At 40.3% G+C, this 22,097-nt stretch carries 21 protein-coding genes and 1 tRNA gene; 6 read left to right on the top strand and 16 right to left on the bottom strand.

Annotated features, from left to right (window positions below; all coding sequences use genetic code 11):
- Positions 1-21: 21 nt before the first annotated feature.
- From FM107_RS08475 to FM107_RS08405, 16 genes are all read right to left on the bottom strand, one after another.
- Positions 22-1,485: a TolC family protein gene (locus FM107_RS08475; protein ID WP_086948082.1), complete on the bottom strand. Its 1,464-nt coding sequence runs from the start codon at positions 1,483-1,485 to the stop codon at positions 22-24.
- On the bottom strand, positions 1,472-5,326 hold the full coding sequence (locus tag FM107_RS08470; protein WP_086948081.1) for an efflux RND transporter permease subunit: 3,855 nt from the start codon (positions 5,324-5,326) through the stop codon (positions 1,472-1,474). Before FM107_RS08470 ends, FM107_RS08475 begins: the two co-directional genes overlap by 14 nt.
- 80 nt (positions 5,327-5,406) lie before the next feature.
- Positions 5,407-5,991: a DUF3347 domain-containing protein gene (locus tag FM107_RS08465; RefSeq protein ID WP_256959428.1), complete on the bottom strand. Its 585-nt coding sequence runs from the start codon at positions 5,989-5,991 to the stop codon at positions 5,407-5,409.
- 22 nt (positions 5,992-6,013) lie between these two features.
- Positions 6,014-6,418 (bottom strand): hypothetical protein, encoded by a 405-nt coding sequence (locus FM107_RS08460; RefSeq protein WP_086948079.1) that lies wholly within the window; start codon positions 6,416-6,418, stop codon positions 6,014-6,016.
- Positions 6,419-6,428: 10 nt separating this feature from the next.
- Positions 6,429-6,959, bottom strand: a complete 531-nt coding sequence (locus FM107_RS08455) for a DUF3347 domain-containing protein (protein WP_256959427.1) — start codon at positions 6,957-6,959, stop codon at positions 6,429-6,431.
- Positions 6,960-7,053: 94 nt separating this feature from the next.
- Positions 7,054-7,434: a hypothetical protein gene (locus FM107_RS19340; RefSeq protein ID WP_143559456.1), complete on the bottom strand. Its 381-nt coding sequence runs from the start codon at positions 7,432-7,434 to the stop codon at positions 7,054-7,056.
- A 149-nt stretch (positions 7,435-7,583) separates the two neighbouring features.
- The gene (locus FM107_RS08450) at positions 7,584-7,805 is read right to left on the bottom strand and encodes a heavy-metal-associated domain-containing protein (RefSeq protein ID WP_086948078.1); all 222 of its coding nucleotides are present in this window, start codon (positions 7,803-7,805) and stop codon (positions 7,584-7,586) included.
- 98 nt (positions 7,806-7,903) lie between these two features.
- Positions 7,904-10,123: a cation-translocating P-type ATPase gene (locus tag FM107_RS08445; protein WP_086948077.1), complete on the bottom strand. Its 2,220-nt coding sequence runs from the start codon at positions 10,121-10,123 to the stop codon at positions 7,904-7,906.
- Positions 10,124-10,289: 166 nt separating this feature from the next.
- Positions 10,290-10,856, bottom strand: coding sequence for an AraC family transcriptional regulator (locus FM107_RS08440; protein ID WP_086948076.1), 567 nt, complete (start codon positions 10,854-10,856; stop codon positions 10,290-10,292).
- Positions 10,857-11,110: 254 nt separating this feature from the next.
- A complete protein-coding gene (locus FM107_RS19965; protein WP_256959439.1) occupies positions 11,111-11,287 on the bottom strand; it encodes a four-helix bundle copper-binding protein in 177 nt (58 codons plus the stop codon).
- 260 nt (positions 11,288-11,547) lie between these two features.
- Positions 11,548-12,945 carry a hypothetical protein gene (locus tag FM107_RS08430; RefSeq protein ID WP_086948074.1) on the bottom strand — a complete coding sequence of 466 codons (1,398 nt, stop codon included), beginning with the start codon at positions 12,943-12,945 and terminating at the stop codon, positions 11,548-11,550.
- Between the two features lie 473 nt (positions 12,946-13,418).
- Positions 13,419-14,216 carry a cation diffusion facilitator family transporter gene (locus tag FM107_RS08425; RefSeq protein ID WP_086948073.1) on the bottom strand — a complete coding sequence of 266 codons (798 nt, stop codon included), beginning with the start codon at positions 14,214-14,216 and terminating at the stop codon, positions 13,419-13,421.
- Between the two features lie 3 nt (positions 14,217-14,219).
- Positions 14,220-16,391, bottom strand: a complete 2,172-nt coding sequence (locus tag FM107_RS08420) for a TonB-dependent receptor (protein ID WP_086948072.1) — start codon at positions 16,389-16,391, stop codon at positions 14,220-14,222.
- Positions 16,392-16,474: 83 nt separating this feature from the next.
- Positions 16,475-16,723, bottom strand: a complete 249-nt coding sequence (locus FM107_RS19695) for a hypothetical protein (RefSeq protein ID WP_256959426.1) — start codon at positions 16,721-16,723, stop codon at positions 16,475-16,477.
- Positions 16,724-17,256: 533 nt separating this feature from the next.
- The gene (locus FM107_RS08410) at positions 17,257-18,558 is read right to left on the bottom strand and encodes a site-specific integrase (protein ID WP_086948070.1); all 1,302 of its coding nucleotides are present in this window, start codon (positions 18,556-18,558) and stop codon (positions 17,257-17,259) included.
- A gap of 189 nt (positions 18,559-18,747) precedes the next feature.
- Positions 18,748-18,821, bottom strand: a tRNA-Ile gene (locus FM107_RS08405).
- A gap of 86 nt (positions 18,822-18,907) precedes the next feature.
- On the opposite strand from FM107_RS08405, the gene FM107_RS08400 reads away from it, so the two are divergent.
- The 6 genes from FM107_RS08400 to FM107_RS08375 all read left to right on the top strand — a co-directional run bounded on the left by FM107_RS08400 (position 18,908) and on the right by FM107_RS08375 (position 21,949).
- The gene (locus FM107_RS08400; RefSeq protein WP_143559455.1) at positions 18,908-19,537 is read left to right on the top strand and encodes an HAD family phosphatase; all 630 of its coding nucleotides are present in this window, start codon (positions 18,908-18,910) and stop codon (positions 19,535-19,537) included.
- 90 nt (positions 19,538-19,627) lie between these two features.
- Complete coding sequence (rpsU, locus tag FM107_RS08395; RefSeq protein ID WP_086948069.1) at positions 19,628-19,819, top strand: 30S ribosomal protein S21; 192 nt, start codon at positions 19,628-19,630, stop codon at positions 19,817-19,819.
- Positions 19,820-20,083: 264 nt separating this feature from the next.
- A complete protein-coding gene (locus FM107_RS08390) occupies positions 20,084-20,230 on the top strand; it encodes a transposase (protein ID WP_086948068.1) in 147 nt (48 codons plus the stop codon).
- A 354-nt stretch (positions 20,231-20,584) separates the two neighbouring features.
- Complete coding sequence (locus tag FM107_RS08385) at positions 20,585-21,106, top strand: Crp/Fnr family transcriptional regulator (RefSeq protein ID WP_086948067.1); 522 nt, start codon at positions 20,585-20,587, stop codon at positions 21,104-21,106.
- Between the two features lie 43 nt (positions 21,107-21,149).
- Positions 21,150-21,539, top strand: coding sequence for a tautomerase family protein (locus tag FM107_RS08380; RefSeq protein ID WP_086948066.1), 390 nt, complete (start codon positions 21,150-21,152; stop codon positions 21,537-21,539).
- 2 nt (positions 21,540-21,541) lie between these two features.
- Complete coding sequence (locus tag FM107_RS08375) at positions 21,542-21,949, top strand: cupin domain-containing protein (protein WP_086948065.1); 408 nt, start codon at positions 21,542-21,544, stop codon at positions 21,947-21,949.
- The last annotated feature ends 148 nt before the right edge of the window (positions 21,950-22,097 follow it).

The raw sequence follows: 22,097 nt of genomic DNA, 5'->3' as shown, positions 1-22,097 counted from the left end.
CTAATTTCTTTGAATAGTTCGTTACTTATTGTCCGCTAATAATTTCTTTATTGACACGACCATCGTGTTATAATTGGCAAGCGCTTCTGCTTTTCGAAGTTGATAGTCCAACAATTGACGCTGCACCTGGATGACATTGGTCAGATCACTTTTGCCGGTTACGAACTCCTTTACGATCAAATTATAGGTTGTTTGTGCAAGGATTGTCTGTTTTTCATATAATTTCACAACCCGTTCCGCATCGTCCAATTGGCTTTTGTACCCGTAGTATTCACTTTTCAACGAATTGAAAGTATTTTTAAAGTTTTCCTCAGTTGATTTCCGCCACAGTTGGCCTTCCTTTTGTTGGGCGTTATACTTTTTACGAAAGAGCGGCAGGGTCACCGAGACCATGGGCATAATCATATCTTTCCCGTTCATACCCTCCATGGCGAGCATCATATTGTCGGTTTTCCCAACAACCATATATTCAGCTCCGATACCGATCATGGGATAACTCATTTTTCGATCCATCTCGGCTTTTGCTTTGAAGGCCAAACCTTCCTCCGAAATCATCTCAAGCATGGGATTGTTTTGTTCAATAAATGCCAAAGCCTCCTTTTCGCTATATAAAAATTCCACTTTGTATATCTCCTTTCCCAATACAACTTCTTCGGTGGCATCCCTGTTTAATAGTGCGTTGAATTTCGCTTTTTCAGCTTTGATTTGAGAATGTAGGCTTTCAATATTATTTTCAATTTCAGCAATTTCCATTTGGATGCGGAGTACCTCTGACATACCCGGCCCTGAACCTCCTGCCATTCCGCCCATATCCCCCCCGGACGACATATTCGTGCCGGGGTTAGTAGCTGGCGCCGTCGTTGAACCTTTTCCCATACTCATACCACCCATACCCGATGAGGCAGTGGATGTTGAAGGTGTGGAGGGAGCATTGCTACTAACGGTCGGAACCGGAGTAGGTCGAGCAGTACTGGGTGGAGAAGAAAATTTCCTCAAGGCCAATTGCTCCAACTGATCTAATATTTTTTTATTTTCTTCGTTATTGTGTAGCTGCTCATTCAGTTTTTGCATCGTGTACCATTGCGTGCTGACCTGCAGAATTAGGTTATCCACGGCTTCCCGGTATTGCTGATCTTGCATATTGGCCATATGGGTTGCCTCTGTCCGGGCTGCCTTTCTCGTACCGAACCAAGGGAACATCTGCATTAAACTGATATTTCCAATGGATCGGCCACCAATAATTTCCATGGGCATTGTGTATGCCTCCAAGGATAGTTCCGGATCCTGATAAGCTCCCGCTTGCGGGATTTTTTGAAGGAAGGCTTCATGCACTAAGCGCTGTGACTTTACGCCGGGATTGTTTTCTATTGCGACCTTGATGTAGTGTGATAGTGAATCTTTCGTTTGTTCCTGGGCGAAAGCATTCGAAAAGAAACCTAACACTACAAATAGGATCGACGTTATATATGTTTTATTCGTTTTCATCAGTTATTTGATTTTTATTTTTTGACCTGTTTTCCTTTCTAAGGGCCGATTCTCTCCACCAGCATTGGAATACCGGCACTACAAACATGGTCATGGATTGGATCAGCATCCCCCCAAATGTTGGGATCGCCATCGGCACCATTATTTCTGCTCCTTTACCCGTTGAGGTCAATACCGGTAACAACGCTATCAATGCTGTAGCGGTAGTCATCGCTGCGGGCCTCACGCGCTTTAACCCCGCATAGACAACGGCCTCCCTGATCTCTTCTTTTGTTCTAGGGTTTCGGGCAACGAACGTATCGTGTATATATGTACCCATTAGTACACCGTCACTTGTGGCCAACCCAAAGAGGGCTATAAAGCCTACCCAAACAGCTATACTGAGGTTAATGCTGTGCATCTGGAACAAGTCCCTCATATTCGTCCCCCCCACAGAGAAGTCCATGAACCAAGGCTGTCCATATAACCATAATAAAATAAAACCTCCTGCAAGCGCTACAAACACCCCGGAGAAATGGATCAAGGAAGCGGTAACTGTCCGGAATTGGAAATAAAGAATTAGCAAAATAGCCAATAAGCTCATCGGTATGATAAGCAGTAGACGTTTTGCCGCACGTTCTTGTTGTTCATAATTACCCGCAAATACATACGTTACCCCATCGGGTAAAGTCAATTCCCCAGAAGCTATTTTTTCCTGTAAGATGTTATCGGCTTCGCGCACGACCTCTACCTCAGCCTTACCACTTATTTTATCAAAGATGACGTAGCCCAACAAAAATGTGTTTTCGCTTTGGATCATTTGTGCACCTTTTGCGTATTCAATGTCAACGACATCACCCAAAGGTATTTGTACGCCGGTAGCTGTAGGTATGATTATTTTTCGTAGTGCATCAGGATCATCCCTTAATTCGCGCGGGTAACGTAAGCGAACGGGAAACCGCTCACGTCCTTCTACTGTATTAGTCAAAGACATACCCCCGATTGCAGCACTGATTACTTCCTGAAGCTCTGCTACGGTAATCCCATACCGGGCCATCTTGTCCCTGTTCAAATGCAATTCAATATAAGGCGCGCCTACTGCACGGTCGTAAAAAACCGTAGATGGCATGATCGATGGAATATCTTTCAAGGCAGTTTCCAATGCTTTTCCGCCCGCTTCTATCGATTCAAGGTCAGGACCAGATACTTTTAAACCCATGGGAGCTCTCATACCAGTAGAAAGCATGACCAGTCTTGCTTCAATTGGTTGCAGTTTTGGCGCTGAAGTCAGGCCCGGCAAATGGGAAACATTGACAATCTCTTGCCAAATGTCGTCCGCCGTTTTTATCTCGGGACGCCACTGACGAAAGAACTTGCCGCCTTTATCTATGATAAGGCTATCTCGTGGAATTTGTCTGAATCCTTGATCCAGATCGTAGGTATCTCCGTTAATCAGTTCAAAATGCCCATCACTATTGGTTTTAAAACGCTCTCTATGACCATCTTCGTCCAAAATATATTCCGGTATATAGTTGATGGTATTTTCAAACATTTGGGTAGGTGCCGGGTCAAGGGCAGAGTTTACACGTCCCCATTTACCTACGATGAGTTCTACCTCAGGAATATTCTGAATGCGTTTGTCCAATGTCCGTATGAATTGCAGGTTTTGTTCAATACCGGTATGTGGCATACTGGTAGGCATCAACAAGAAGGAACCTTCATTTAAACTGGGCATAAACTCCTCGCCAATACCTGGGAACGTTTCGGTGGATTTCTGCCAAAAAGCTGTTTCCTTGAACGATTTCCATCCGAATGTCTCGAAGCCTTTGGCTACAAACCCGAAACTTCTTTCGGTTCCCATCCAAGCCAACAATCCGAACACTAAGGTTATGATAGGTATGGCCATAAACTTCCATCGATGGGAAAGCGACCAACGCAAAATTTGCTCGTAATAAATCACCAATACCCACAACATTCCTAGGATGGCTCCAATTGCCAAAAACACAAATACAAAGTTAAGCGTCGTACTGGCCTGCGTGCCGAGCGGCAGCCATTCCACCGTCAGATAGTACATTGCTACGAAGAGAGTAATACCTACATTGATGTAGTTGGCGAATTTTTCGCCTTTCCAATTGGGTGTAAACAAGTTGTTTACTCCGATCAGGGTCAAAGCAAACGCTATAAAAACGCCCGAGTATATCCAAAGTCCAATACCTGCTGCCACTAAGAAATAGTTGGCAAACTGGCGCAGCTTCTTACCGTTCAATCGAATCGAATAAACGTAATATGCCAGTGTTGGCAATACGATGATTCCTAAGAGAAAAGCTGAAGTTAGAGCAAAAGTTTTGGTATAGGCCAGCGGTTTAAATAGCTTTCCTTCTTGCGCCTCCATGGCAAAAACAGGCAAAAAACTGATGATCGTAGTGAGCATGGCTGTTGACAAGGCTCCCGACACCTCGGATACGGCTTTGGAAATTAAGTTTACAAAAGCTTTTCCTCGGCTTTCAACACCCCTGGCTCGTTCTTCATCCATATATCGTAGGATACTTTCTACAAAGACAATCCCGACATCTACCATGACACCAATAGCGATTGCAATACCTGAAAGGGCCACGATATTCGCCTCTACACCCATTTGCCTCATGATAATGAATGTGGCCAGTACCCCAATCGGTAGGATACTTGAAATCAATATGGATGCACGCAGATTAATTACCAATACGATGACCACGATGATACAGATCAGGATTTCATGGGCAAGAGCATTCTCCAATGTTCCGATCGTTTCCTGAATCAATCCTGAGCGGTCGTAGAAAGGAACTACTGTTACCTTGGAAACTGTACCATCTGCTAATGTTTTTTGGGGAAGACCTGCTTCCATTTGTTTGATCTTTGCCTTGACGTTATTGATCACCTCCATCGGGTTTGCCCCGTACCGGGCAACCACAACACCCCCCACGGCTTCGACACCTTCCTTATCCAACCCCCCACGTCGTGTGGCTGGCCCTAAGTTTACAAATCCTACATCTTTTATTTTAACAGGCACATTGTTCCGTACGGTTACCACCGCATCTTCGAGATCTTTGACACTCTTGATATAACCCAGTCCGCGCACAAGATATTCTGCCTTGTTAATCTCGATCGTTTCCGCACCAATATCGAGGTTGCTATTTTGAATGGCGGACATAATGTCCATTACGGAGACGTTATAAGCACGCATAGCGTCAGGATTGATATCAACCTGATATTCTTTCACAAACCCACCGATGGAAGCCACTTCGGAAACCCCTTCTGATGCTGCTAAGTTATACCTGGCATAGAAATCCTGCACGGTACGCAGTTCCTCGGGATCCCAACCACCGGTCGGCTCATCGGTTTCAGGATTGCGTCCTTCTAAGGTATACCAATAAACCTGTCCCAGCGCCGTAGCATCTGGACCTAATGAGGGTATAACCCCTGTTGGGAGCGTACCAGCAGGCAACGAATTGAGCTTTTCTAATATTCGGGAACGGCTCCAATAAAATTCGACGTCTTCCTCGAAAATGATATAAAGGAATGACATGCCGAACATGGAGCTGCTTCGGATTGTTTTTACTCCCGGAATCCCCAAAAGGGATGTCGTTAAGGGATATGTGATCTGTTCTTGGATATCCTTGGGAGATCTTCCCATCCATTCCGTTGCTACGATCTGCTGGTTGTCACCAATATCCGGTATCGCATCTACAGGAACGGGATCACTTGGCAACACGTTCTGGTGCCAATTAAAGGGCGCTGTAATAAGCCCCCAAATGACCACTACAATCAACAGTAGAATGGTAATTATTCTATTATTGAGAAAGTATTTAATAATTTTATTAAGCATACATATACAGTTTTGCCATATTAATTTAGCATACAGATTCTCATTAAAATTGAAACCTGTATGCTAAAAAATCCTTGATCTTACTTTAACTCCTCCTGAACTTCTCCACAGGTAAGCATATCCGCTCCATAGTATGGGTTCTTGATTTCCTTACTATCACTTAACCAGTATGCACCTTTGTTGTCATTATACATCGAGCAATAAACTTTATATAAAGGTTTGTCTGTGCCAAACGTCTTTGCTATATCGTAAAAATCCTCGCTAAGTGTAACCAAATGCTCACGCTGATGAGCGATATTGCCCACGTTGTCTGAGATATGTTCAGCATGTTCTTGGATATCGGCAGCAATATCATCGTACGTGTTTTTTTCTTCCGTACTGAATCCATCTGACTTGATTTTAGGAAGAGCCTCCAACATGCCTTTAGCGGCATTGGCGGCTTCTTTATCATTGTCTGACGACAGGGCAAATGTTAAATGTTGGTAATGAGCATACAATTCAGAAAAATTTCCCTGTTCGATGGATGTAGCATCATTGACGGAAGGAATTGTTTCAGTAGCATGATCCGCATGCGCTGTGCTTTCCGATTTTTTTTCCGCGTTTCCGTTACATGCTGTTAAAGTCAGTACTGAAGAGGCGATTAAGCCTAGAAATAAATGTTTCATTGTCATGAGTTTTTGTTAATAATTAAAACTGTTTTATGTAATTTGTATATGTAGCTTTATTTTCAAAATAGGACACCTCCCCACGGTCGCCGGTAATAGCGATCAGGGCGGTCGCTTTATCTATCTGCTTTTTTGAAAGAGGGTCAATTGCCATACGAACCGATTGGTCCTTTGGTATACGTTCTTTGCACATTTGGCAACAACCATAATACGTCTTTCCTTCAAAACTTACTTCGAATTGTTTCTTTCCCATATATTCATCATTGACCATACACACTAGATCACTGGGTACGATATCGCCTTTGTTGAAGGATTTTTGATTACTTTCCGTCACGAGTTGCTCCGAAACTTTCGCGGTCTCATTGGAGTTTCCGTTGCAAGAAGTCAGCACAGTTGAAACGACCAGAGCGAATAGCATAATTTTCATGTAGTAATTGCTATTTGATAGTTTCAGTAACACTTCCACACGTCAACATCTTATTACCGTAATAAGGGTTTTTGATAGCAGGTTCCTTACTTAACCAGTTTGCTCCCTTTCCATTGTTGGCCATCGGGCAATGTTGGTAATATACCGGTACAGGTTGTTTTGACTCCTTTGCCAGTTCATACATATTTTTGGAAAGCAAGTTAAAGGCTTCTCTTTGCTGTTGAATGTCCTTGGATTTTGAGATCGCTTCCGCACTACGGGTCAAATCTTGCATAACCTTCATCCATGCATTGTGTTCTTCTGTGGAAAGCTTACCCATATCCACGGCTTTAATAGCGGTAGCCATATTTTTCGCTTTTGTAGCCGCGGTACTCGCATTGCTGCTTATCAGCGCATCTTTGATAGAGAAATAGCTGCCGGAAACTGCTGTAAGTTGAGATGTGATTTGAGTCACTTCATTTGTAGCTTTGATTCCGGAAAAGCTATTTATACTTGATAGTAATACAGGAATTACCATCAATACTTTTAATATCGATTTCATTTTGTTGATTATTAGTAAAAAATAGTAAAATAGGGGATTGTCGAAAACTGGTTCAGCTCTCGACAAGACATACTTTTGGCTATCAAGCCAGCTTTTAAGCTATTTTAGGCGGTTGCCAGATGGAATGAAACCCTGATGAATAATAGGGTTGACTATATAATGGGAATGGTTTTTTGCTCTCAGGAAGAAAGGTGTTCTGAGACTCTCTAGTATCGTGAATCCAAAACGAAGGGAAAGAACTGTGACAAGATTTCTGTCCACAATTTCCCGAACAATCAGTATCTGTACCTTCGTCATCCTTGCAGCAATCTTTTTTACAAGCTTGTTTACTTTGATGATCTGAAGAATGATCGCAACAAGATTTTTCTTTTTTGATGATTTTGCTGGTATGCGATGAGCATGCCGAAGCTTCTCCTGGGATTAGAAAAAATCCCAGTAAGCATACACTTAAGAATATCTTTAGTATTTTAGACATATACCTCAGTTATAACAAACCTCATCTTAATGCAAATTTAGACTATTTTTTGTAAACAATACTAATTTTTTGTATGCAAAGTAAGAATGGGCACAACAATTATATTATTATGCCCATCTAAGATTAGTTTCTAACGAATCTTCTGAATACTAGGAATTGATGGTCTCTATCTTAAACCCCGCATTTTCAACGATGCTGATAACCTGTTGCTCAGTTGCACCATCGGCGGTAACAGTTAGCAACTTGTCCTTATTAGCCGTATCTACTTCCCAATGGCAAATGCCCTCTCCATTGTCCAAATGTGGTTTTATGGATGCGATACATCCTCCACAATTGATGTTCGTCTTGAATTGAAATTGTTTATTTTCCATTGTTTAAAAATTTTGAGTTATTTGATAATGCAAATTACACTACTTTATAGTTTAGTATTGTTATGCAATTTCTTGTTTGATTTGTGAGATTTACTGATTTACCTTTTCCACTTCAAACGCAAGCTGTTACTTACCACACTTACACTGCTTAACGCCATAGCCGCACCTGCAATCATGGGATTCAACAAGAAACCGTTTATCGGGTAAAGAATACCTGCTGCAATCGGAATACCGATCAGGTTGTAGATAAACGCCCAGAACAGGTTTTGCTTAATGGTGGATACAGTTTGTTTCGACAATTTTATTGCTTGTGGTATTTTGGTCAAGTCCGATGAAATAATAGTCATTTTGGCTACATCCATAGCAATATCACTTCCTTTACCCATAGCAATACTTACGTCGGCGGTTGCCAAAGCGGTACTGTCATTGATGCCATCACCAACCATTGCAACAGTTTTTCCCTGTTGTTGTAGCTCTTTTACAAAGTCTGCTTTGTGCTGTGGCAATACTTCTGCCTTATAATGTTTAATACCTGTTTGTTCGGCAATAGCTTTCGCCGTTGCTTCATTATCACCGGTAAGCATATAGAGGTCGATCCCCATATCCTGCATTTCTTTAATTGCCTGTACCGATGTTTCTTTTATTTTGTCCGATATGGCTAATACCGAAAGAGCCTGTTTGCTGTCTGAAAACCAAATAACCGTTTTTGATTGTTTCCCCCACTCGTTGGCCTGTTGCTGCAATGTCTGAGAAACAGAGATATCGTTTTCCGCCAAAAGCTTTTTATTCCCCACGTAGTAAGTTTTGTTGTTATAGTCAGCTTTTGCACCTTTTCCTGTAATACTGTTGAACATTGATATTGAGGCGGTTGCTACACCGTCAAGATGTTTCACAATGGCTTCTGCCAATGGGTGTTCTGATTGCCTTTCGATACTTAGTAAGATGGCTTGGGTAACATCATCATTATCTAACCATTTAATGTCTGTTACTTGTGGTTTGCCTTCGGTAATCGTTCCGGTTTTATCCAATACGATTGCATTTACTTTCTTGGCCAATTCAAGACTTTCAGCATCTTTAATCAGGATGCCTTTTTCCGCACCTTTGCCAACGCCTACCATAATTGCCGTAGGGGTAGCCAACCCCAACGCACAGGGGCAAGCGATAACTAATACGGTAACGGCTGCCAATAATCCTTGAACTACACCATTCTCTCCTCCCAAAACCAGCCATAGGGTAAACGTTAAGATAGCAATACCAATCACTACCGGAACAAAGATACTTGCAATTTTATCTACCAGTTTCTGTACAGGCGCTTTACTACCTTGGGCATCCTGCACCATTTTTATGATTTGAGCAAGCATAGTTTCTTTACCTACTTTCACCGCTCTGAATTGGAAACTTCCTTTTTGGTTGATTGTTCCTGCAAATACTTTTTCGTTTTCATTTTTCAGGACGGGAACAGGTTCACCGCTCAACATACTTTCATCAACATAAGAGCTACCGGAAGTTACCATACCATCAACCGCTATTTTTTCTCCGGGTTTTACAAGGATTGTATCACCTGCATTCACGTCTTCAATGGCTTTTTGTCTTTCAGTACCGTCTACTTCTATTACAATAACCGTTTTCGGCTGTAAGCCCATCAGTTTTTTAATGGCTGATGAGGTATTTCCTTTCGCTTTTTCTTCCAACAACTTCCCTAACAGGATAAATGCGATAATTACGGCTGCCGCCTCAAAGTACACGTGAGCTTCTAAACCCCGTTGTTCCCAAAAACTGGCAAACAGCATATTGAATACGCTGAATATATAAGCGATGCCTGTACTCAAGGCTACCAATGTATCCATATTGGCGGAACGGTGTTTTGCCTGTTTCCATGCATTGATGAAAAAGTCCCTGCCCAGCCATAATACAACAGGGGTCGAGAACAGCCACATTATTTCATTGCCATAAGGCATATCCATAAAGAACATACCAATTAACACCACGGGAAGTGACAGCACAAGTGCCCAAATGGTTTTAATTTTTAACGTTTGGTATCTTTGAGCGTGGATCGCTTCCAGCGTCTCCTGCTGCTTACTTTCGTCTTCTAAAAGTAAATCGTATCCAACGCCCTGAACGGCTTTTTGCAGTTTGGCGGCATCGGTCATATTTGGTAGATATTCAACAGTAAGATTGCCCGTAGCAAAGTTCACTGAGGCATTAACAACTCCTGGCTCATGCTTTACAATGCTCTCTGCACTGCCTGCACAAGAAGCACAGGTCATACCCAATACCGGATAGGTATCTTTTTTCGTATTCTGATTATTTATAGCCATATTTCGGTTGTGTTACTTTACACTACAAAATTGGGCATTATAATCATGCAGGCTATTGTGTAATTTTGGGAATGATTTGTAAGATTTATGGAATGGGGGCCGTTAAATCTAATTTTGCGGATGAAATCCGCAAAATAGAGCATTCTCATTAAGAGTGCTCTAATATTTACTTAACTTCATCCAACGGCTTTCTTTTATCTTCTCTAATCTGTTTGAAATGGCTTGGAGACAGTCCGGTTATCTTTTTGAACTGGTTGCTCAAATAAGCCACGCTTGAATAATTCATGCGGAAAGCAATTTCACTCAAAGACAATTCATCATATACCAGTAATTCCTTTACCTTTTCAATCTTTTGGGCTATAAAATATTTTTCAATGGTAGTACCTTCTACCTCCGAAAATAGGTTGGATAAATAGTTATAATCGTGGTTTAGTTTGCTACTTAACACATCCGAAAGATTGGTTCTGGTATCGTTATTCTGATGATGAACCAACTCAATAATAATATTCTTTATCTTTTCAATAATACGGCCTTTTTTGTCATCGATTATCTCAAAACCTAATGGTATCAGGGCTTTGCCCAAAACTTCATTTTCGTTGGAAGTTAATTGATTTGCAAGGGTAATTTCACCCAGTTTTATATTTGTAACCGCTAAATCAAGCTTATCTAGTTCATTCTTAACGACCATGATGCAGCGGTTACAAACCATATTCTTAATAAATAACGTCGTCATATGTTAATTTTAATACGTAGACAAAACTACAATTATTATGTATTGATAAAGTAAATAAACAGCTTTTGTACAAAGTTGTAGTGTGTAGAAGAAATTAATTTTTATATGACTAAATAAAACATCCCCTAAGTTGGCTGCTTGGAGGATGTTTTGTTCCGATACTAAGAAGAAGATCATCATTTTTGCTACATATGTCAGTTGATAAACTCACATATATAATGACATATAGAATTTTTACGTCTTTATCAAGAAATCTAAGCCGCGGTTGCCATTTCTTCGCATGCCTGGGCACACTTTCTACAAGCGTCAGCACATTCACGGCAATGTTCCATACCCATTTGAGCGTGCTTTTCACATTCGTCTGCGCACGCATTACAGACATCGGCGCATACACGGCAGATATGAGAACCGAAACTGCTTCCCAGACTCATCAAATCTGCTGCGGATTTACAAGTAGACGCACATTCCAGATCCAACTGGATACATCTTCTCAAGTCCTGAACCTTTTCTTCCTTTAAACATTCTGCAGCACAATGGCTGCAAGCTATTGCACATGTGTAGCATGCGTCAATGCAATTCTGATACTGTTGATGTGACATAATCGTTGTTTTGAATAATTAAAAATTTAGTTAATTGACATTATATTGTTATTTCATAAGTTTCGGGTACAACCTGATAAAAACTTCTCCCGCTAGTGGATTTTTCCATACAATGCGTCAAGACGATTATCAGCCTCATATAGCGTCATCTGTCCGCCTCCGGCCAGTCGGATCGGGCCAAGATTGAAGAGATCGTAATTGAATCCAAGAGTAATGGCGTTTACCGGAAACAAAGTCTCTTTTCCATATGTGCTTTTATCCAGACCGAGCTCCTCAACCGATTTCTGCACCCACTCATAACGAGTATAAAGTGCAAGTCTTCGCAGACGCAGTTCGGCTTCAAGCAGTGCTGCATTCTCACCATCATGGTCTTTGGCTTTATTCAGTCCCCATAATGCTGTTGTGTTTAACCAATTTTCCGCACCAAATGGCTTGCTATAAACAACCGAGGCAGTAGTACGGTTAACATTTTCACCGGCATGCAGTTGTTCCGGGCTCTTTATATATGCCTTCGATACTTGTAGCGCCCAACTTTTTGAAGGATTGAACGAAAACCTACCGCTCCAGGAATCAAAACGCGGTTTATCAAAATTATAGCGGTTCTCGTTCGGTTCCCGTCCGGTAAAGGAAGAGGCTTCCAGCTTAAATTTATCATACCGGAACCCTAAAGTCGCAACGCCAAAAGTAATGTGAGTAGCGTCTGTCCAATGATGAGAGATCGGCGCATCAGGATTTGAAAGAGCAGAAGGCCGATGCATAAAAGCTACCGGACCGATGGCGGGCTCCCCCGGATAGCCCACATACACAATAAGGTCTGTTTTTGGAGAAAAGGCATGGGTATAGCTGACGGACAATTCCGAGAAGAGGTCATGCGGATGCTGTCGGTCAATCAACGGGACGCCGTTCCAACTTTCCCCAGATTGAAAAAGCAAGGGGTAACCATATCCGCCCTCGGTTAAGGGATCTAGAGAAATCATAGCATTCCAGTGAAAAAGTCCATTTTCTCCGACTTTCCGTTGGGCCATTGCCATAAACCAATTAGGAGCATCGAATTTCTCATCTCCTCTTGCGCCTTTATTAGTAAGGTCATGCTTGGTATAGCGTAGATCAATATTGCCGTGAAGCATATACATCCATTTTTTAGCATATAACATTACCCCATACATCGGTGATGCATCAGGAAGCCATGCAGTACCTGAACCATTTCTGGTCATAGGAAGATTTAAGGAGAAGGCGTGAGTCATCGGAATATTCATATCCATTTGCATGTGCTGCATGTCGGTATGTCCCGTTTGTTCCATATTCCTTTTATCAGATGAGCGGTCCCTCATCTCGTCAGGATTGATTTTCTGAATGGAATCCTGCACTATCTGATTATGTTTAGCTCGAGTTGTATCACTCTTTTCGTATCGGTGCTGTGCGCTCGCCACTAAATTAGCTCCCACACACATGATAATAAACACTGTCTGTATGGTCAATGATGCTTTCATATTATTAAAAGTCTTATATTTTTAGTCCTCATTATCAATACAATACACTTTTATTGGTCGAAAGAGACAACGATGATTATCCGCTTCATTTGTATTTATTTTAAACAATCCTAAACTATTAAAGTTTACAATTCTCTATTAGGTTACAAAATAAAAAGGCCTCTGTTGGAAAAATAACCGAACTACCGGTGCTTAGATTCAAGCAGGCTTTTATAGACTATAGAAACCGCCGGAAATGAGATCAAAATGGGCAAGAACATAAGTATGGACATACAACGACGCCCCTCTTCCCGCGGTCTTTTCGACTTCTAGATATTGGAAGCTATTTGGATAAATTGAGTAGTAGCACAGGTAAATAGCGGTACTTTGGCAAGCACCGCTATTGATGCTATTTATAAGCGATGATTAAGTCATTGCAAATTAGTTTTGCAGATAAGAAATGCCGTCACACACTTCTTACCTGCAATTACTCCTTATCCCTTCGCTAATTTCAAAATCCGATAAGCCCCTCGTGCCACAATTACAAATACGATTGCTCCGATGATTAGGTCGGGATAACTTGAATTTAGCCAATTGACCAAAAGGCCGGCCGCGATAACACCGGAGTTGATAATCACGTCGTTTGAAGTAAAAATCATAGAGGCTTGCATGTGAGATTCCTTGCTTTTGCTTTTTTGCAGTAAATAGAGACAAAGTACGTTTGCAATCAATGCCAAAACAGAAACGATTATCATCGTTTGAAAGTCCGGCATGCTTTCCTCTCCGATAAACCGTCTGACAACTTCAACAAAACCAATAATCGCTAAGACGATTTGAAAATACCCCGCAAATCTGGCTATGTTGTTCTTTCTTGCGATCGTCCCCCCAACGGCAAACAATGCCAATGCGTAAACGATACTATCAGCAAGCATATCCAGGCTATCCGCTACCAAGCCCATTGAGTTCGAAAAGATACCAAACAACATTTCCAATCCAAAGAAAACGAAGTTGATAATGAGTACTGTCCAAAGTAGCTTCCGTTGGCCGTTGCCCGTATCTATCTCGACAACTGAATCACTTTCTTCAGTTGAAATAATTGATGTATTCAGGTTCAATGTTTCCAATGCCAATAAAATCGGTTTAGGGACGCCACTGTGATAGACATTTAATTTTCTATTAGGTATATCAAAATCCAAGGATTTCACCGTGTCAAAATTTTGCAATTTCATACGGATTAACTGCTCCTCGCTTGCACAGTCCATTTTGGTTATGTTGAATGTGGTCTTTTTCATCTTTTAAAGGCTAAATTTTATTCCACCGTTAATTACAAACCCATCTAATGGGGCATAGATATCTTTAAAAACGGGATTGGTAATCGTCCCTGTATAAATGGTGTCAAAACGTGTCTGCCGGACGTCAAGGAAGTTCTCAAAGTTGATGTATAGAGAAAACGTTTCCCAAATCTTCTCAGCCATAAACCCGGTAATAAGGTAATCTTTACCAGTAGTTCCATTGTTCAGTTTTTGAGGACTGAAATAATAGGCTTCCAGACCAACTTTCCATTTGTCTTCTACCTCATACATTAGGATGGAATTAATACGGTGTTTTGGCGTTAAAGGGCTTTCTACAGTTGTTCCATTTTGGTGCAATCGGGCATTTGTATAAGTGTAACCTAAAAACAATTTCAGGTCATCATAGCCGACTTTAATATTCGTTTCCGTTCCCTTGGTGTGTATGTAGCCCGGTGAATTAATGAACTGAAAGAAGTCAGTAGACGGGCTTTCAAGTAACAACGGATTATCCAAATATGTATAAAAGAACAAATGGTTTATACTGAAGGACCAATTCTCGCCGATGTTAGTATTGTAATTGATGTCCGCATTTGCTCCATAACTTTTTTCCAAGGTATTGGTTCCCTCATCAATAGGCATAACGTTTCGATATTGTATACGTTCGCTTTCTTCCGTGAAAATGGTGGGTGTTTTGTACCCAAACCCACCCCCAACCCGTGAGGTCAAACCCTCGACAACGTGGAATAAAGCTGAAACTCTTGGCAAAAAAACTGCTCCATAGTCCATGACGTAATCTGTACGGAAACCCGTTTCTAATTGCAGCCAATCCGTGGTTTTCCATGTGTTTTGTACAAAAGCACCAAACGTGGTCTGATTATAATTCCTAAGCGGAAATGCGGTTAGTTCCTTTTCCTTGAAATTATCCGTCCACAGGTTAATACCTGCTACCCATTCTATATTTTCTGTACTGTTCGTGTAACTGGCTTCAGTAAACGATGCCGTTTGTGTTCCCTCAAACTGATAGTTTGGAATGGTTGTGTTTCGATTGAAATAGCTTACGCTGTTTTTGACTTGGATAAAATTGTTTTCATTAATGATATGGTCAAATGCGAATTGTATGGAATAGCGTTGTGTTTTATTTTCCTCGAAATATTGGTGTGTATTATCTCCGTTTCCTTTGATGTAAAGCATATCACCCCCTATACGGTTCTCAATCGTTGCATTGACGCCGAAGTTTAGTTTCGTCTTTTCATTAAAATAAACGAAGAGCTTCGGGTTCAGCACATATCGTTCGAATTGAGGAATAGCAGATAATCCATTTTTGGCGGGGTCATACGCTGCATTACGGTTATGGGAGGCAAATATGGTAGTCCCAATTTTATCAAACCTTTGCCCGTAAAAGCCGTTTATATCCAGACCTCTGCCGGATGTTCCGTTGAGGTGAAAACGCAAATCTCTCTCATAGGTCGGCGTTTTGGAAATCAAATTGACTAATCCCGCTATTGCTCCGCCTCCATATAGCGTAGATGTAGAACCTTTGATGACTTCCACTTGTTTGAGGTCAAGTGGTGGAATTTGCAACAATCCTAATCCGCTTGAAGCACCGGAATAAATAGGGAAGCCGTCTTTCAAAATTTGCGTATATCTTCCATCAAGTCCCTGAATACGGATACTGGCATTGGCACTTGTTGGCGACGTCGTCTGTACGTGAATTCCTGTGCTCTCCGCCAAAAGCATCCGGATATCTCCCGGTTTCATATTGCCTTTTTCGCCTAATTCCTCACTTCCAATAAATTCAATTCGGGTAGGGATATTTTGAATGCTTCTCGTGCTTCTCGTGGAAGAGATAACAATTTCCTCCAGCTCCTCCGAATTTTCTATGAGTAGAATTTCAATAATGTTGGTGTTCGTTATTGGAAACTCAAAAATTTCGATATGTTCTTCAAAGCCGACATAACTAAACAAGATTTCCTGCCGTCCATCCGGAATGTTTGTCAATTGAATCTGACCGTTTTCATTGGTGGTCGCCCCGATTGGAGTACCTTTTATAGATACGGTTACGCCGACTAAAGGCTTCTTTGTCTCCCTGTTATTGACGACAGCATTTAATGTGTTTTGTGCATATACACAAAGGTAGAGTACCGTAAAAAATGGCACCAATAATATTCTCTTCATTGAAGATGGCTCTTAATAATAAATAAATGATAAATATGAAAACTGCTAACAACAATTTTTGTGCTGTAGCACAGCGTATTGAGTTAAGCAAGTTTGGGAGGATGCCAAACGGAAGAGGGGAAATTGGAAATTGGATTAGCTGTTGTTTTACCTAATTTCTTTTCAGGTTGCTTGGAAGAAAGTGCAATTGCAAAATGAAACGAGGTTAAAACGAATCCGATACAGGTAGTGCATGAGAAAAAAGGCGAGCAACATTCCGTGCTGCAATCGTCATCATTCTGTTCTTGGTCGACGGTCGTATTATGGGTTTGGTCAAAACATTTATCTTCCATAAAGCTTGGTATCGTCGATAAGGCCAGAACCATTAATGCAAATATGAATGACAGATGTTTCATTACCGCAAAGATACTGAAAAATGGTTTTGTTTACTTCATTTCAACAGAGCTTTTAAGTGGGAGTTATTTTGAAAGTTGACTATTCCATTATGTTGTGTTGTAATTCCTTAAATCTTTAGATACGGTAAATGCAAGTCACTCCTTATTATGGTGCGAATCAAGTGAAAGCCTCCCTGGGACGCTTTCTAAAGAGCGTTAAGACAAAAGATAGCTGAACGGGGAGAGTAGTAATCACTAATTTTTCTGCCTCGGCTTCGTTGTCTTATATATAAAAATCAGCCAAACACCAAAAGCAACTGCAAATCCCGGCCAGGGATTCTCCATACTCAAAGCAGCAAAAAATCCGAACGTCGCAATGATGCAAGTAATAAAAAACCAAATTACTGTTCTCATATCTATCAAATTTACATCTTATAAATATTTATGACGAATTACATGAGGAAATTCACCTCATGTAATTCGATTGCTTTTTAAGCAGCTACTTTATCAGTTTTATTTTTCTTTTGTTGTCGAGTCAATATCCAACCCTCGGTCTTTTTAAGCTGTGCAACAACCTTGCGCTGTACGTCATCCACGATTTTCCAGTCTTTAGCAATATAAATATCCGTCGTGCGATTGCCCTCGTCGACGTGATTGAGTGCAAGGGCCACGTCATCCTTACTCATACGGCAATCATTCCTCGCTGTGCTGGCAAATGTATGTCTGGCCCAATACAAAGTGAGTTCGGGTATTCCGGTCAACTTGCGCAATTGCTCCATGCCTTTACACAATGCCCAATTGAGGCAATCGCAACTGGAATAGCGAAGAGAGAATTTACCTATATATTTTTCCAATAGAGGCTTTGCCTCATCAACAATCTTAATGCTGATAAATGCGTTGTCCTTGCGTTTGGCCTCTGTTTTAGAACGATTATAATCGACGCGACCATTTCTAATGTCACGCTCTGTTATTTGGTATAGGTCTACGGCATTCATTCCGCAGAGGTAGAATGAAAGCATGTAAAGTTCCTTGGCCAATTCAGCACGGCTTCCGGGCTTGGTGACACAATCTCGTATAGTCAACACCTGTTCAAGCGTATTATTTCTTTTCTTGGTTAGGGGTGGAGAACCAACCTTGTATTTCTTGAATGGATAGTGCTTGATACGATATATTCCGAGATCTTCATTATTATAAAGTTCTCGTGCGGCATTGAATAATGTCCGTAAATCACGCATGTGGTTGTGTAGCCCACTATTAGACAAACCTTTCTCCGTGGTAACAACAGGTTTACTATCTTGATTATAACGTGTCATCGTTCTTTCCGATCTTAGGTAACGTTCATACGCCACAAGCATATTTGAATGGATTTCATTGATAGACACTGAATCCCTTTTTAAATAATCTACAAGACTGTTTCGGACTACTCGATGCGTAGCTGCTGTTCCGGCTCTACTTTCCTTCTTTAGCCGTTCGATATGTGAATTGCAAAACTTAATAAAATCAATATCCTCATTTTTGTCGCGCAGATAATCTCTTAACGATTCGGCTGTAAAGAAATCAAGTTTATCATCCAATTCGCTAATTTCTTTGCGATAGTCCCGCAATTGTTGCTCGACCTTGTCCGCGATGAAAGGATCTTTGATTTTAAAATCCTTGGTCAATTGTTTCTTGACGACGAAATGATTCGTGTCAAGATACCTTCTTTGATCTTTGTGATGGATACAGATTTTGACATTGTACGTTCCATCGGTTTTCTTGTGGTGTTCGAACACCTTGGCGCTAACGGTTGCCATAATTCTTTCGAATTGCCACGCAAAATTTTCCGTAACGTATTTGTAACGGTTTTACGTGAAGTTCAACAAAAAACTATGTAAATCACACCGTATCGGGGTATCCGACCCAGCGTAGGGCACATGCTCCTAAAGTGCCCTAAGAAACGAAAAAAGTCGTTTTCCTGTACAGAAAAACGACTTTTCGATGAGTGCGCCCACCTGGGCTCGAACCAGGGACCAAAAGATTATGAGTCTTCTACTCTAACCAACTGAGCTATAGGCGCGCTTTGATCTTTCGTCAAAAGTTGATCATCGACTCGCTTTTGACGATGCAATTATCGATATTTGTAGTGAGAAAACAAAATTTTCGATGCAAAAAATTAAAAATATTATTCTTGATTATGGCAATGTCATCTTTATGATAGACTTTGATCGAGTCCAGGAATCTTTTAGAAGATTGGGGATCAAAAACATAGATGATTTTTTTGGGCACCGGACCCAAAACCCATTGTTTGATGAGTTTGATAGGGGAGAAATTACTGCTTCTGAGTTTCGCGCTCGAATTCGTCACATCGTGGGCGATTCGTCCTTAACGGACGCGGCGATTGATGAGGCGTGGAACTCATTATTAGTAGGGGTGCCTCCGGGTAGACATGGCATGTTGGAATATCTACATGATAAATATCGAACATTTCTGTTGAGCAATAATAACGTGATACATTATTCTTATTGCATGGGGCATATTCGCGAGGTATATGGCGTTGAGAGCAACGAACATTTTTTTGAGAAAACCTATTATTCGCACAAGGTGGGGCTCAGGAAGCCGGACAAAGCGATCTTCCAGCTACTGATCGATGAAAATAATATCGTTCCTGAGCAGACGTTATTTATCGACGATAGCCCGCAACATTTAGATAAAGCAATGGAGCTAGGGTTTCAAACCGCACTGTGCACGACAGAAGAACCTTTAGAGCTACTAATCGAGAAGTTCTCGCTTTAAATAATATCTATATTTCTTTGATGGCGATATCATTTAACGTATCTTTGCATCACAAATTAAAAAAGGCACGAAAGGAGGTATACTAAGCACATGATTATCGTAAACATCAAAGAAGGAGAATCTTTAGACAGAGCGTTGAAACGTTTCAAAAAGAAATTCGAAAAAACAGGGGTTTTGCGCGAACTACGTTCACGCCAAGCATACGAGAAAAGGTCTGTAACTCGTCGTATCCAAGTTAAGAAAGCAGTCTACAAACAAGGCTTAAACCAGGAAACGGTTTAACTTTGTTTTAACACAATATAAAAAGGAGCTGTGTCATAAATCATTGATACAGTTCTTTTTTTGTATATATTTCTTTCGGAAAACACACGTTAATCTCCTCATTTTCACATGTTTATAGCGTAAAAATCAGATGACTGGGTAATAAAAGCCCCACTTTTAAGGCACATTATCAGAATCAACTTATAACGCTTCCTCCGACACTGGAGAAGTTGATTCCGGAAAACCACCCTGCCCGTGTTGTCAATCAAGTGGTTGACTCCATCAATGTGGACGGGTTCTTTATTAAATGCTTATTACAGCAAAGGAGCCTCCAGCTATCATCCCGCATTGCTATTAAAAATAGTTATCTATGGCTACCTAAGTAATATCTATTCCAGTAGAAAGTGTGTTAAGAATATATACCCTTCCTAAGTACATGACAAAAATTGGATCAGATTAATATTTAGCTTATTGAACGTCCAAATAAAGAGATCCGACCTTTAACTGAATAGTATAACGGAAACCCTTTACGTCCTCTTTCAGCCCATACTTGTCGTGGAATTATATCGTATTCAATGAAAATAGTATCCCTGTGATTTTTTAGATAGTTATAAATATATTTTGTCCATTTTGATACTTTTATATAAAAAGTAATTTATTGCTAAATCGTACCTTTGAACGGTTAATTATAAGATTTCGCATTATTTAAATATCTTTTCTATTGAAAACTAAAAACGTAAATCTCTAAATATAGGATGAAAAATGCTTTCAAATAGAAATATTGACATGATTAAAAGTGTAGGGAAGAAGTTATCCTTTAAAAAAGGAGATTTCTTTGTGGAAGAAAATGAAGTATGCAAATACATTGGTATAGTTGAAAGCGGTACGTTCTATTCATATTTTGAAGATGCAAACCTAAATTTCATTGTCAATGAGCTATATACTCAAAACAGTGTCATTACATCCTATCGGAGTTTTCTTGGAGATATTCTATCACCTGCATATATAAAAGCCTATTCAGATGCAATCGTCTATACGCTTGATAAGGAAATGTATAGTGCGTTCATGAACCAACAGGAGTGGGCCGTTCTGTTTAAGGACATTTCGGATCAATTGTTTATCAACAAATGTTTTAAAGAAACTTCTTTGGTCAAGCTCAAAGCTAAAGAACGGTATTCAGAACTAATTTCTTATCGAAAAAATATCGAGCAAGATTTTCCTCAGCATTTAATTGCTTCCTATCTTAAAATTCGTCCAGAAACCTTATCGAGACTAAAAAGTCTTGACATACGTCAAGGTATAAAGTGATTTATCTTGCGGAATTTTGCATTGTAACATCAAATAATCTACAATGCCTCTAGTAAGAATAACCTTGTCAGAAAGCTACGAATTAGAAACACAGACTTATATTTCGCAAGCTATCCATAACGCACTAGTACAGGAATTTAATATCCCTAAAGATGACTATTTTCATATTATTGAAAAACTGCCCCCTATACAACTCCGGTTCCCCAAAGAGTACCTGAATATAAAACATACAGCAGCAATAATTTTCATACAGATTATTGCTGCTGTAGGCAGAACGATAACGCAAAAGGAACGGTTATATAAACGTATATCTGATAATATTGAATATTCGGCAAAAATAAACCCACAAGACATCATCATTTCATTGATTGAAAATGAAAAAGAAAATTGGTCTTTCGGACATGGAGAAATGCAGACCTTTAACCACATATAAAAATGATTGAAATTGTAAACGGATTTGAAATCCTTAGAAAGGTATCAAAAGACGTCTTAATGATGCAAAAAGTAGCACATTTAACGGGGAATGATACAATGTCATTATTTATCATTGAATTAAGCAAAAATCAAGCATTGCCTGCACATTATCATCAAGCGGGGATTGAAATGTATTATATTCTTTCCGGAGAAGCATCCATTGAAACAAGTTTATTTAAAGGAAAAACTAATGGTGGTGAAAATACCACAATACGAACACTAAAATCTGGTGATGCATTTACAATTCATCCATTGGTTATACATCATCTCGCTAATACAGACACAGAAATCCTTAAAATTTTAGCGATAGCTCCGAAAAGTCACAATAATGAAGATCGTTATTTTGTTGAATTAAATAAAACGAAGTAGTGAAACAACCCGAAAGATAGATTACTGATTTAAGCAAAAGTGATAAGTACAATGGACCGATTTTACAAGGGAAAATGACAGAACATAGAAACGGAAATCAACATATTGGAGATTGAAAATAATACTATGCTTGGGTATTACGGTTGGA

It is taken from the genome of Sphingobacterium sp. JB170 (genome assembly GCF_900163865.1).
Classification (GTDB): Bacteria; Bacteroidota; Bacteroidia; order Sphingobacteriales; family Sphingobacteriaceae; genus Sphingobacterium.
The sequence above is the reverse complement of the archived record's forward strand: the minus strand, read 5'-3'. Positions and strand labels throughout refer to the sequence as shown.